8 protein-coding genes and 1 tRNA gene are annotated in these 12,179 nt (G+C 71.9%); 4 read left to right on the top strand and 5 right to left on the bottom strand.

What is annotated here, in order from left to right; all coding sequences use genetic code 11:
• Nucleotide 1: 1 nt before the first annotated feature.
• The 3 genes from NYF13_RS05430 to NYF13_RS05420 all read right to left on the bottom strand — a co-directional run bounded on the left by NYF13_RS05430 (nucleotide 2) and on the right by NYF13_RS05420 (nucleotide 7,001).
• On the bottom strand, nucleotides 2-3,694 hold the full coding sequence (locus NYF13_RS05430; RefSeq protein WP_315654544.1) for an FkbM family methyltransferase: 3,693 nt from the start codon (nucleotides 3,692-3,694) through the stop codon (nucleotides 2-4).
• Nucleotides 3,687-4,883, bottom strand: coding sequence for a hypothetical protein (locus NYF13_RS05425; RefSeq protein ID WP_315654543.1), 1,197 nt, complete (start codon nucleotides 4,881-4,883; stop codon nucleotides 3,687-3,689). Before NYF13_RS05425 ends, NYF13_RS05430 begins: the two co-directional genes overlap by 8 nt.
• Nucleotides 4,884-5,024: 141 nt before the next feature.
• Nucleotides 5,025-7,001 carry a hypothetical protein gene (locus tag NYF13_RS05420; RefSeq protein ID WP_315654542.1) on the bottom strand — a complete coding sequence of 659 codons (1,977 nt, stop codon included), beginning with the start codon at nucleotides 6,999-7,001 and terminating at the stop codon, nucleotides 5,025-5,027.
• Nucleotides 7,002-7,147: 146 nt separating this feature from the next.
• On the opposite strand from NYF13_RS05420, the gene NYF13_RS05415 reads away from it, so the two are divergent.
• From NYF13_RS05415 to NYF13_RS05400, 4 genes are all read left to right on the top strand, one after another.
• The gene (locus tag NYF13_RS05415) at nucleotides 7,148-7,636 is read left to right on the top strand and encodes a hypothetical protein (RefSeq protein WP_315654541.1); all 489 of its coding nucleotides are present in this window, start codon (nucleotides 7,148-7,150) and stop codon (nucleotides 7,634-7,636) included.
• A 121-nt stretch (nucleotides 7,637-7,757) separates the two neighbouring features.
• Entirely contained in the window at nucleotides 7,758-8,378 is a 621-nt protein-coding gene (locus tag NYF13_RS05410; protein ID WP_315654540.1) for a hypothetical protein, read from the top strand.
• An 883-nt stretch (nucleotides 8,379-9,261) separates the two neighbouring features.
• Nucleotides 9,262-9,804 carry a DUF2716 domain-containing protein gene (locus NYF13_RS05405; protein ID WP_315654539.1) on the top strand — a complete coding sequence of 181 codons (543 nt, stop codon included), beginning with the start codon at nucleotides 9,262-9,264 and terminating at the stop codon, nucleotides 9,802-9,804.
• Between the two features lie 76 nt (nucleotides 9,805-9,880).
• A complete protein-coding gene (locus NYF13_RS05400) occupies nucleotides 9,881-10,282 on the top strand; it encodes an immunity 7 family protein (RefSeq protein ID WP_315654538.1) in 402 nt (133 codons plus the stop codon).
• A 57-nt stretch (nucleotides 10,283-10,339) separates the two neighbouring features.
• Here the strand turns inward: NYF13_RS05400 and NYF13_RS05395 are convergent, their stop codons facing one another.
• Complete coding sequence (locus NYF13_RS05395) at nucleotides 10,340-11,809, bottom strand: phosphocholine-specific phospholipase C (RefSeq protein WP_315654536.1); 1,470 nt, start codon at nucleotides 11,807-11,809, stop codon at nucleotides 10,340-10,342.
• Nucleotides 11,810-12,054: 245 nt separating this feature from the next.
• Nucleotides 12,055-12,127: transfer RNA gene (locus NYF13_RS05390), tRNA-Gly, on the bottom strand.
• Nucleotides 12,128-12,179 lie beyond the last annotated feature (52 nt).

Genomic DNA, 12,179 nt, shown 5'->3' with positions numbered 1-12,179 from the left:
CTCAGACGCCCGGCGAGAGCCACAGCGTGACGAAGCCCTTCTCGTCCGCCCGGGCGGACGAGATCAGGTCCACATCGGACAGTGCTTCGCCAGAAACTCCCGAGTCGCCGACGATCTTCGGGGTGTAGCCCAGTTCGCGGTAGCCCGCCAGCACCGTCCGCGGGTCGTCGCCGAGTTCCGCGATGGCCGACGGGTCGAACTCGCAGACGACGTGCGGGCGGTCACGGCGCAGCACCGCGTCCAGTCCGGCCAGCGCGCGGTGGTCGCGGCCCTGGAGGTCGACCTTCACCAGACCGATCCGCTGGGCCGTCACCTCCGCCAGCGCGTCCAGCCGCACCGCCGGGACCTCGATCCCGGGGCCGTCCACGCTGACCCGGTTGTCGCCGCTGTTGCCGGCGGTGGCCCGGGCCAGGCGCACCGGGCCCGGTGCGTCCCAGGCCGCCGATTCGATGACGGTGACCAGCCGGGCGGCGGCCTCGGGCAGGTTGGCGGCGACGTTGCGGCGCAGGTACCCGGCGTTCACCGGGTCCGCCTCGACGGCGACCACCCTGGTCAGCTCCGGCGCAGCGCGCAGCAGGCGCAGCGTGTGGTAGCCGACGTGCGCGCCGACGTCCAGGAACGCGCCCGACGCCAGCGAAGCCATCAGCCGGGCCTCGCTGTCCTCCCAGGACCGGTGGAAGACGATCCACGGCAGCATGACCTCGTCGACCGGCATGAGCAGCGCGCCGGCGTCGCACGGGACCACCTCGGCCCCGCGCGGCACCGGGGCGTGCTTGAGCCGGGCGGCGTCACCCATCGCGCCGACGTCGAGGGTCACCCGCTGGATGGCCTTCTCGTCGGCGTCCAGGCGCTCGTCGCGCGAGGTGAACATCTGGTGCACCGACGCGGTGGCCGTCTCCAGCGCTTCGCCGACCCCGCGGTACCCCTCGGAAAGCTTCACCACGTCCGCTTCGAGGTTGCGCAGGGCGAGCTCGGTGTCCGGGTCGCGGCGGCGCAGGTCGTCGATGGCGTCGCGAAGCGCGTCGACCCGGTCGCCGAGCTTGTCGCTGCGGCCGCGGGTCACGTCGGCCACGCGGCGGGAGTCCTCGAGCCCGCTCTCCAGCGCCTCGATCCGGGCCAGCAGCCGCTGGTTGCTGGCCTCGGCACCGGCCAGCAGCGCGCCCATCACCTTGCGCTGGTGCACGTCGTAGTGGTCGATCGCGCGCAGCACGGCCTTGCGCAGCGCGGGCGCCAGCGGCAGCCGTGACGGCGTGGCCGCCTCGGCCCGCCAGTGCAGGGCCTGCGCGGCCTCGTGCAGCGGGTCGATCGGGTGCGGCGGCGCGGGCCGGCCGGCGTGGTTGCCCGCCTGCCACGCGCGGTGCGCGTTCTCCAGCTCGGCCCGCATCCACTCGGCCGCGGTGGCCATCGAGCGTTCCCGCAGGATGTGTTCGCGCGCCTGCCGGCCGCGCTTCGCCGCCTCGGCCGGGTCGTCCGCGACCCCGCGCATCGCGGCGGCCGCGGCGTCGAGGTCGGGCTCGGCCCACACCGCGTCCTCGTGGTACGGGTAGTTGCCCTCACCCACCGGCACCAGCCGGTACGGCACGGGCCAGCCCGTGGTGGCGTCGAGGAATTCGCGGGTGCTCGAATAGTCGGTGGAGATCACCGGCATCGCGCGCGCCATCGCCTCGGCGACGGTCAGGCCGAAGCCTTCGCTGCGGTGCAGGGACACGTAGCAGGTGCTGCGCCGGTAGAGCTCGTGCAGTTCGGCCACGGTCAGGTAGGTCTCGATCAGTTCGACCCGGTCGTCGCCCACCACGGCGGCGCGCAGCCGCTCGGCGGCCTGCGGGTGCAGCTTCGCGTTGATCGCCTTGACCGTCAGCCGCACATCGTCCCGTCCGGGGAACGCGCGCTGGAACGCTTCGACGGCGCCCCAAGGGTTCTTCCGCTCCGCGACGCTGTTGAAGTCGAACGCGAACAGGAACCGCACCGGCTCGCCCGGCTCCCGCGCGGCCGGGGCCGGCTCGCCCGGGTCGCGCACCGGCACCGGGATGGTCTTCACCGGGATCGGTGCGTGCTCGGCGATGGCGCGGCGGCAGAACTCGCTCACCGTCCAGACCTCGTCGAGCAGGCCGAACGCCTCGTGCTGCCAGGCCGGGAAGTCCTCGAGCTCCCAGGCCCACAGCCCGATCCGGTAGCGCCCGGCGCCGACCTCGGGGTGGTTGGTCAGGATCACGCGCGTCTGGTCGGCGTTCACCGCCAGGACGCTGAGCGGGAACCGCGGATCGCCGACGGTGGCGGGCCGTTCGAGGCCCGTGCGGTTCGAGACCGCTTTCTCCTCCAGCACCGAAGCCACCGGCACGCCGCCCTGCTCGATCGCTTCGAGCACGATCCGGCCCATCTCGCCCAGGCCCAGCTCGGCGGTCAGGTAGCCGAGCAGGTTCACACCGAACTCCTCGGACGGCGGCTCGCTCGCCGCGCGCTCGCCGGGCAGCGCCCACTCGGGCAGCCCGGCCTCGGCGACGCCGGAACCCGCGCACCAGAAGCGGAAGTTGTCCGCATCGGCGCCGTACGGGTGCGGGAACGCCATCTGCAGATCGATCCGCGACGCCCAGATCGCGTGGGTCAGCCGGTTCAGCCCCGCGGCGGCCTGCGCCTGGTCTTCGGGCGTGGCCAGCCATTCGCGCAGGGCGAAGCCGCCGTCTTCGCCGTACGCGTGCGGCGGGAGCGGCTTGTTCTTGCGCTCGGCCTTGATCCAGCCCTCGCGGAACAGCCGGCGGGCCAGCTTCGGCACCTCGGTGCCGTCGCGGAAGTTCTTGAAGCCGTACGGAATCGAGTCGAGCGACTCGGCGTAGCCCGCTTCGCGCAGCTTCGCGCCGTACGAGTCGCAGATGGCGCGCAGTTCGGCGTTGTGCGACAGCAGCACGCGCGGCTTGCGCGCGCAGTGGAAGCTGAGCAACCACGGCTTCTCCGGCCGATAGCCGCTGAAGTGGAAGAAGCGCAGCTTCGCGCCGCCCGCGGTGAGCGTGCCGTCGGCCTCGCGCGCGATCGGGCGCTCGTGGAGGTTCCAGTAGGCGACGTCGAAGCCCGGGTCGGTCAGCACGTGGTTGCGGAACAGCGCGGGGACCTGGTCCACCCAGCGCTGGTCGGTGAACAGCTGCAGCTCGGGCGCGACGATGGCGTCGTGACGCAGTCGGCCGGCCCAGAAGTCCAGGAACGGCCCGGCGCCCGGCCCGACCCCGAGGAAACCGAGGTTGAAGATGCCGGTGCCCATGATCACCGCGTCGTCCGGCTCCAGCCCGTCCTGCGGCAGGGGCCGGAGGAAGTGCGGCGCGAGCACGATGTCGTGCGCCAGTGCCAGCTCCGCGACCTCGGGGATCGGCGCGAACAGCTCGATGTCCGGGTCGAGGTAGATCGCGGTCTCGGTCTGCTCGAGCAGCTCGCGCAGCAGGTACGGCTTGACCGAGGTGGCCAGCTCGGTCACCGAGTAGGCCGTGGCCATGCGCAGGTAGTCGGACCGGTCGATGCCGAACGCGGCCGGGCCGACCAGCCGCGTGCCGTCGTCGAGCACGCTCGTCCCGTCCCACGGCGCGTCGATCACCGCGATCACGAACCGGCCGTCCGGGTGCTGCTCCAGGTAGGACCGGGCCAGCACGCGCGCCGCGGGGACGTAGTTCCCCGCGACGATCGTGCAGGCGGTGGCGACCGGGTCAGCCATTCGCGGGCAGGGCGGTGAGCTGTGCGCTCAGCGCCGAGGTGAAGTCCGTCTTGACCTGGCTGAGGCTGCCGGGACCGGAGGACTCGACCCGCACGATCACCTTGCCGTGCGCGTAGTGCCCCCGCGCCTGCGCCGACTGGCCGTCCTTCTGGTCGATCGTGGTGGCGTACACGCCGTCTGGCGCGGTGGAATCGCGCTTCGCGCCGTTGGTCACCTGGATCTGCTCCAGCTTCTCGGCCGCGGTCTTCGCCGCCTTGGCCGAGCTGGCCTGCGTGATGAGCAGCGTGAGGTGGTCGCCGTTGTCCAGCTTGTAGACGACGAACTTGACCTTGCCCGCGCCCGCCGCCTGGTAGGCCTCGAGTTCCTGCGGGTTCAGGTACTTCAGGCTGTCGACCTGGCCGAAGGAGGTGATGTCGTCGTGCGTCTCGGCCTGGCCGGGCATCGCGCCGACGGCCATCGGGTCCGGCGGCTTCGGCGCGCTGGAGGGAGCCTGCTGCGTCGGGGCGGCCTGCTGGTCGCCGCCGTTGCCGTTGTCCCGGCCCCAGAGCAGGTAGGCGCCGAACGCGAGCGCGGCCAGCACCACCACGGCGCCCACGATCGCGCCGATCTTCTTGCCGTTGCCGCTGTTCTTGGGCTTCTCGCTGAAGAACTCCGGGCCCTGGCGGACGCTCCAGTCGGAGTCGCTGCCGCCGGTCGTGCCCGAATCGCCGCCCCACGGCGGGCTCTGGTCACCTTCGGGGGCGTTCCACGGCGCCTGCGGTGAATGCGGGAAACCGCCGGACGGCGACTGCGACTGCGGGCCGGCCGGCGAGAACCCGCCCGAAGGCGAGTACTGAGGTTGCGGCGGCTGCGGTTGCGGCTGCACGTACTCGGTGCGGCTCACATCGGTGTGCGGCGTCTGCTGCGGTTGCTGCTGCCAGGAAACGGCCTGCGTGCGCTCGGCGCTCTGGTCGCCGGCCGGCTGTGGGGGCGTCGCCGGCGGCTGCTGGGGGACGCCGTGCGGCGGGCTGACCGGCGCGATCACCTGGGTCGAGTCCGCGCTCGAGTTCGGCTGCGGCTGCGGCGCGGGGTCCTGCTGGCCGACGGCCGAGGACAGCACTTGGTCGCGCCGGATGCGGTAGTCGTCCGCCGACAGCCGCCCTGACGCGAGCTCCTCGTCCAGCCGGCGCAGCTCCTCCTGCCAGGACACCAGGGTCCCCCTTCTCTGTCGGCAAGGCGACGTCAGTGCGTCACCGCGACCCGATGTGTGTGACGACGTGGACATTGTGCACGGCAGCGGCCCCGTGCGGCCTCGCGGGTCGCCTTCCGCGCGGCCGCGAGCTGCGGTTCGTCAGCCGGCGGGCAGGGCCGCGGCCACCTTGGCGCGGATCTGCCCGATCCGGGACCGCAGCACCGTCTCGTCACCGGTCAACGGCTGGGACGTGCCGATGCCGATCGCGACCGGCCCGGAGGTGTACCAGAACGCGAGCACCCGGCCGGCCGGGCTGCTGCCGGAGTAGAGCAGGTCGCCGGGCGCGGGCCCGAGCGTGGAGTTCGTGAGGCCGCCCGCGACCAGGTTCCCCTGGAGGCCCTTGACCAGTTGCCCGGCCTGCGCGGCGGAGCCGGTGGGCACGGCGAGCAGGACCGTGCCGTTGTCGGACTGCTCGGCGTACGAGCGGTAGACCAGCTCGGTGGCGCCCGCGGCCTTCATCAGATCGGCGTCGGCCGGTGACACGGCCTTGAGCTCCACGGCCTTGTCGAGCGACATCGTGGAGTTGTCCTCACTCGCCTTCCCGGGCAGCACCGGCAGCTTGTCCTCCAGCGTGGCCGACGGATCGGCCGCCCCGGACGGCGACGGCACCGGCGGCGCCGAGACGGAGTCCGCGGCGCTGCGCTGGTCCGGCTTGCTGCCGATGTACCAGGTCAGGCCCACGATCAGCGCCAGCGCGAGCAACACCCCGAGCGAGAGGAACAGCCAGGTCGGCCGCTTCTTCCGCGGCGGTGCCTCCTCCCAGAGCTGCCGCAACTCGGGCGTCGGCGGCCGGCCGAGCTGGTCCCCGGACACGTCGAGGTAGTCGGTGAGCTTGGTGTCCGCCGGACTGGGCGCGGTGGTCCGCCGATCGTGGAAGTCCCCGACGGCCTTGGGCTCCCAGCTCGGCCCCTGACCCCCTTTGGCGGAGCGGAACCCCTTGGCGGCCTTGGGCGGCTTGGGGTTCTTGGGATTTTTGGCTTTCGCGGACCTCTTGCTCTGCCCGGAACCGCCTTCGCCGCCTTCGCCGGTGCCGTCGGTGACCATGCCGGTCTCGCCGGTGCTGTCCGTGACTACGCCGGCCTCGCCCGTGCTGTTCGTGGCTGCGCCGGCCTTCGCTGTGCTGGCCTCCACCGTGCCAGCCGCCACTATGCCTTCCGCGCCCACGCCGTCCTTACCGGTGTGGGGCCGCCCTCCGCCGGACGGCCCGTCACCCCCCGGCCGCTCCGCGGCGGTCGGCTGCACCGGGTGCCAGGTCGGCAGCTCGGCGGTCTGCTGCGCGGCGAACTGCTGCGCCGGGTACTGCTCGGTCGTCTGCTGCGCTTCTGGCTGCGGGCTGGTTGTCAGCCGAACAGCCGACTCCTGCGCGGCGGACGACCAGCCGACCGGTTGCCGGTCAGCGGGATTGGCGCTGGACCAGCTTCCGGGGACGTCCGCGTTACCCGCTTCCGCCGCGCTGGCTGGCTCGGCCGAGTCGGCTGTGTCTACCGCGCTGGCTGTGTTTGCCGGGCCGACTGCGTCCGCCGCACTGGCCGGGCCGGACGCACTGGCCAGAGCGGGTGGCCCGGAACTCCCGACCCCACCGGTCTCCCCGGAGCCATCGGTCGCGTCGGTGGCGCCTTCTCCGCTCTTCATGGAGAACGTGGTGTCCGAACCCGCGCCCCAGTGCGCCGTCTCGGCGGAGACATCGGCGGGAACTGTCGTGGCCGAGTCCGCCCCGTTCACCGCGTCGGCGCTCCAGCCCGGCCCGTGGCCCTGCCCGGGGTAACCACCAACTCCACCAACTCCACCAACTCCACCAGCACCACCCGGTCCACCGGCACCACCCGGTCCACCCGGCTCGCTGGTCCACCGCACCGGCGGCTGGCCCTTCCACCGTCCCGCGGCGGAGGGGGCGACGGGCCACACGCCGGCGTCACCGGGGCCGGCCGGGCGCAGCGGGGAGGCGACCGGGGAGGCCGCGCCACCGCCGGAAGCCTCCGCCAGCAGCTCTTCCCGCTTGCGACGGTGTTCGGCGTGGCCGATCCGGCCGGTGGACAGATCGGCGTCCAGTCGGCGGAGCTCTTCCTGCCAGCTCATCAAGCAACCCCCTGCCACCGGTTCGGGCGATAGTGTTCCATGCCCCCGGGCCTGCGGAGGTTCCGGTTGGATCGAGTTCCCGGGCGAGATCATTACGCGCGGATCGCGTCGCGTCCAGGGTGGGGTCCGCTCCGTAGGATCGCTGTATGTCCTCCGCCCGCGGCGAACTCGCCGCCCTGGCCGTCGACCGGCTCGCCGGCCGGTCCGTGAACTCCGGTGATCTGGTCGACGCCGGGCACCGTGCGCTGGTGGAGGGTGTGGACTCGCCTTCGTTGCCCGAGCTGGCCCGCCTCGGCCGCGACGACAACGGCGCACCGGACGTGTTCGCCCGCGTCGTCGACGAGCTGGGCATCGAGCTGCCCGCCGACGCGACGGCCGCGCGCTGGCAGTTGCTCGGCGAAAGCCTCGGCGCCATGGTGCGCGGTGAAGCGAGCCCGTCGCGCACCAGCCGCTCCTTCGCCGAGTTCGACCGCCTGCTGGGCCATCCGGGTGTACTTCGCGAACTCGTCCGCTGGTTCGCGATGCTCGACTCCTGGATCCCCACCGACCTCACCCCGGTCAGCTTCTGCGAACAGCAGATCCTCGAGCAGGCCCGGCTGGTGCTCGCCGGATCCTGGCCGCCCGTCACCCGTTGAGCCGCAAAAACTGTCGTACGTATGTTCTAAAATAGGCGGTGTCCAGGGGAGACGCCGCCCGGGCCACGAGCGGCGTCGAGGAGTTCGAAGTCCGAGGCGTTCGGACCGGAAGGCGGCCACCATGCCCTTTTCAGGATCGGCCTACATCACCCTGCCCACGTTCGTCGGCTACAGCGCGAGTTCGGGGCCCTCGCGCTCGTCGTTCGTGCGCCGCCAGCGGAAGTTGTACGAGGACCCGGCGCGGGCCGCGTTCAACTACTACCGGCGCGCGGCCAACGCGGTGCGCGCCGGCCGCGCCGCGCGGCAGGACGAGGTGGCCATGCGCTCGCTCGTCCACAACGCCGACGACCGCACCCGCCCGCACTACACCGCCATCGCCGAGGGCTGGCTGCGTTACCTCGGCCGCCGCGATCCGAAGCTGATCGAGGTCGGGCGCGCGCGGATCCCGCTGGGGGCGCTGGAGGTGGGCGTCAGCCCGCAGCTCGGCCTGCGCAAGAGCAACGGCCGCCGGTACGCCACCTGGCTGTACTTCAAGGAGGAGCCGCTGAGCCGGGACGCCGCCCAGCTCGCGCTGTGGCTGCTGGCCCAGGGCCAGCCGGAGATCCTGCCGGACGGCGAGCCCCTGGTCGTGGACGTCCGCCGGGCCAAGGAGTTCACCCTCACCGCCCGCGACCACGATCGGCTGCGCCCGTGGGCCCGCAGCGAGGCCTCGGCCTTCATGACCCTGTGGGAGGCCGCATGAGCCCACCCCGCGGCTGACCGCCGCCCGAGTTGAAGGTGCGCCCGCTTCCGAAGCGGGCAACAGCGAGCCAAGACAGCTTCGAGCCGCCGGAGTCGCTTTCGGCGGCTCGAAGCGGCTTGTCGAGCTGAGGCAGTTGCGGCTGGCCGAAGTCGCCTATGGCGGCCGAAGCGGCTGTGTCGATTTGCGGCGGTTGCGACCTCCGACGTCGTTCGTGGCTGGCCGAGGTGGTCATTCGCGTTGAAGCGGCTACGCCAAGCCCAAGCGCTCACAGCGCGCTGAGCGGCTACGGCAAGCCGGAGTGGCGGCTCGCGACAAGGCCCAAAGCGGCGCGGCCGCCCGGTGGCAGCACCTTCGTGTTGCTGCCGTCGGTGCGGCCGCATCCGGGCCAGTGTCGGCGACCCTCGGCGTCGAATGAGCCAACGGCTGGGGGACGGTGACTTACCCATCGCTGGTGGGTGGCGGTCGCACCGGGCAGGCTGGCTTCGGCGGGTGTCTGGCCCGAGGCTCGGCGACCGCGCGGACCGGTCGACGCGGCTGCTCTCCGCCGGAGAGTTCCACCGAGGCATCGCGGCTGCTCGTCGTCGGCCACCAGTGGGGCCCATGTCATCGCCGCCGCTGACGGTTGGCAGCCGTGGTTACTCGCTGCCCGTAGTTTGCCCTCTGCGGTCCAGATGCCCACCGCAGGCCGTCACGGAGTGCGACCACGTACCGTCACTGTTCGGACGCGCCGTGGCGAAGATCGGCTGCATACGGCCATCGTGAAAGAACGCACCCGGTCGGGTGACGGATTCGGGGTGGTCTCGGCCGGGCTGGACATTCGGGGCGTCGGACACGAAGCTTTCCCGCAGTCTTCATCCCGGCCGATAACCCCGAGGTCGAACAAGTGAACGCAGCAGCCTGGGAGCCGCTCTCCAGAGTGGCCGACGAGCCCGCCTGGTACTGGGTCTACAACAAGCTCGGCTTCTGGCCGAGCACCCACGCCCACGACTGGCCCGGTTTCCGCGAGCCCGCGCCGTCGCGGACCTGGGACCTTTCGGCCGGTGACTACGACCGCGGGTCGGCGGAGTTCCGGCTCGGCCCGTACACGGTCGACGAGCCGGAGATCGCCCGGATCGTGCTGTCGGCGTTGAAGGACTCCGTCGGGCCGGACGACTGGCTGTGGGTGCTGCACTGGCAGCACCAGTCGTTCAAGTTCTGGCCGCACCGGATGGCCGAGGGCGCGGCCTGGCCGGTACCGGTCTTCCCGCGCGGCGACTACCACCTGTTCCTGGCCGAGGACTTCAGCTACGGCACCCTCGGCCACCCGTGGGAGCGCACCCTCTGCGCGTTCGGGGAAAAGCTCCTGCCCGCCGTCGAGCGCCACGGCGAAGGGGTGCTGACCAACGTTCTGCGCCGCGACGGTTCGCCCAGCGCCCTGGCCCGCTGAACCCGGCCGCCGACCACGGGCCCGGCCCGGCGCACCGGAGCATTGACGCAGCTAGCGGCGCTGCTACCTTCTGCGGGTGTTCGAATACCACGGCTGGGTCACCATCGCCGCCACCACGAGCGGTGACGACGACGCGGCGCTGCTGGAGCGCCTCGTCGAGCGGGTCCACCGCGCCATCCGCGACAGCGACGCCCTCGACCTCGTCGACCTGCGCTGGAGCGCCGGCCTGCCGATGCTGCACCTCGGCGGCTTCGACAAGCACGGCGGCGGCCTCGCCCCGGAGCTGCTGAAGACCTTCGCCCGGGTCGGTGAGCTCGCTCCCGGCTCCTACGGCCTCCTGCACGTCTGGGACGACCAGGACCCCGAGCACGACAACGAGTTCCGCGTCCACCGCATGGCCCGCGGCCAGGTCGCCGAGTACCCCGACACCCACCTGACCCCGGTCGCCCCCACCGTCTTGGACGTCTACGAACTCTGACGAACGCCGTCGAGGCCCCCTCACGCGGACGAGGGGGCCTCGACGGGGGACTGGTCGCTAGCGGTGCCTGGGCGTCTGCGGCCGGTGGCCGGGCTCCTGGCGCGGGGGCTTCTGGCCCGTGCCGGGGAAGGTCGGGGCCGGCAGGTTCGCCGCCTCGTACCGGGAGAGCGTGAGCGGGCCGCTGGTGTCCGGCAGGATCGGCGGCTCGGCCCGGTGGTCGTGGAAGCGGAAGGCCGAGGTGAGGTCGCCGAAGGTGCGGCGGCGCCAGTCCGAAATGTTGGGCTCGGCCACGCCCGTCACCTTCTCCAGGAACTGCAGGGTCGAGGTGTGGTCGAAGGTCTCGCTGCACACCCAGCCGCCCGCGGTCCACGGGGAGATCACGATCGCCGGGACGCGGTAGCCGCCGCCGACGGGCAGGCCGTTGCCCTTGGTGCCGCCGGGCGAGGTCTTGGTGACGAATTCGTGCGGCGTGCCCGGCGCCGGGACCGGCGGGACGACGTGGTCGAACAGGCCGTCGTTCTCGTCGTAGTTCAGGATGAACGCCGTCTTCGCCCACACCTCGGGGTTGGAGGCGATGGCGTCGATCTTCGAAGCCACGAAGGCCGCGCCCTCGGCGGGGGTGTAGTTCGGGTGCTCGGACGCGGTCGAGGTGCAGATGATCCAGGAGACCGTCGGCAGCTTGTCGTTGCGCGCGTCGTACTCGAACTGGCCCTCGGGGCGGTGGGTGAGGCCGTTGACCGCGAGCGGGGAGTCGGCCGGCGCGTTCTTGAAGCTGGCGAAGTTCTCCAGCATGTTGCAGCCGTAGGTGTCGCTCTGCTCGTACACCTTCCAGCTCACGCCGGCCGCCTGCAGCCGCTCGGCGTAGGTGGTCCAGGTGTAGCCGCCGGCCGGGACGGTGTTGTCCAGGATCGGGCCGCCGTGCTCGCCGTCCGGGTCGATCGTGCCGGTCATCCACATCATCCGGTTCGGCCAGGTCGGGCCGAGCACCGAGCAGTGGTAGGCGTCGCAGATGGTGAACGCCTCGGCCAGCGCGAACTGGAACGGCAGGTCGGCGCGGGTGTGGTAGCCCATCACGTACGGGCCGTTCTTGCCGTCGGCCTTGCGGTGCGCGGGCAGCCAGTTGTCCATCTTGCCGCCGTTGAGCGCGTCGTGCTGCACCTGCCAGGCGTGCGAGGTGGAGGGGATCTTCTGCGCGTTGGTGGCGTGGGTGTCGAGGTGGAACGGCAGCGCGTAGCCGGCCGGGTTCTGGGCGTCGGGCTGGTAGAAGACCGGTTTGCCGTCGGGCAGCCGGGCGGCGTGCGGGTCGTTGAACCCGCGGACGCCCGACAGCGTCCCGAAGTAGTGGTCGAACGACCGGTTCTCCTGCATCAGCAGCACGACGTGCTCGATGTCTTCGAGCGATCCGTGCTTGGGCGCGCCCTGGGCCAGGGCTTTCTGCACACTCGGGGGAAGCAGCGTGGCCGCGGCGGCGGTGGCGGCCGCCCCGGCCGCGGAGCCGAGAAGACGGCGACGAGTCAGTTCGGTCATGCCGACACCTTCGTCGGCCTTCACCCCGGCAGAAAGGGCTGGCGAAGAACGAACAGGGAACACCCGGTGAAAATCCCCGCCGAACCCCCCGATCCCGGAGAAACCCCCTGTCCACTCCCTGGAACGCACCCGTGCTGGTTCAGCCGCCCATCGCACCGCGGGGGTCCGGGGGGGCTCGGCCCCCCGGGTGATATGACGAAGGACCTGTGTTCGCGCTTTCGGCGAACACAGGTCCTTCAGCCCTGAGCGGATGACGGGATTCGAACCCGCGACCCTCACCTTGGCAAGGTGATGCGCTACCAGCTGCGCTACATCCGCGTGCCCCGCTGCTTGCTCGGTGCGTGTGAACACTCTATACCGATGGTTCTGA

It is taken from the genome of Amycolatopsis sp. PS_44_ISF1 (assembly GCF_032335455.1).
Lineage (GTDB): Bacteria > Actinomycetota > Actinomycetes > Mycobacteriales > Pseudonocardiaceae > Amycolatopsis.
Note: the sequence above shows the minus strand (reverse complement) of the source record. Positions and strands in the feature narration are given on the sequence as shown.

Excerpts from the sequence above, each read along its gene's own strand:
- NYF13_RS05430 (WP_315654544.1), bottom strand. The coding sequence starts at position 3,694 with ATGGCTGACCCGGTCGCCACCGCCTGCACGATCGTCGCGGGGAACTAC.
- NYF13_RS05420 (WP_315654542.1), bottom strand. The coding sequence starts at position 7,001 with ATGAGCTGGCAGGAAGAGCTCCGCCGACTGGACGCCGATCTGTCCACC.
- NYF13_RS05415 (WP_315654541.1), top strand. The coding sequence starts at position 7,148 with ATGTCCTCCGCCCGCGGCGAACTCGCCGCCCTGGCCGTCGACCGGCTC.
- NYF13_RS05410 (WP_315654540.1), top strand. The coding sequence starts at position 7,758 with ATGCCCTTTTCAGGATCGGCCTACATCACCCTGCCCACGTTCGTCGGC.
- NYF13_RS05395 (WP_315654536.1), bottom strand. The coding sequence starts at position 11,809 with ATGACCGAACTGACTCGTCGCCGTCTTCTCGGCTCCGCGGCCGGGGCG.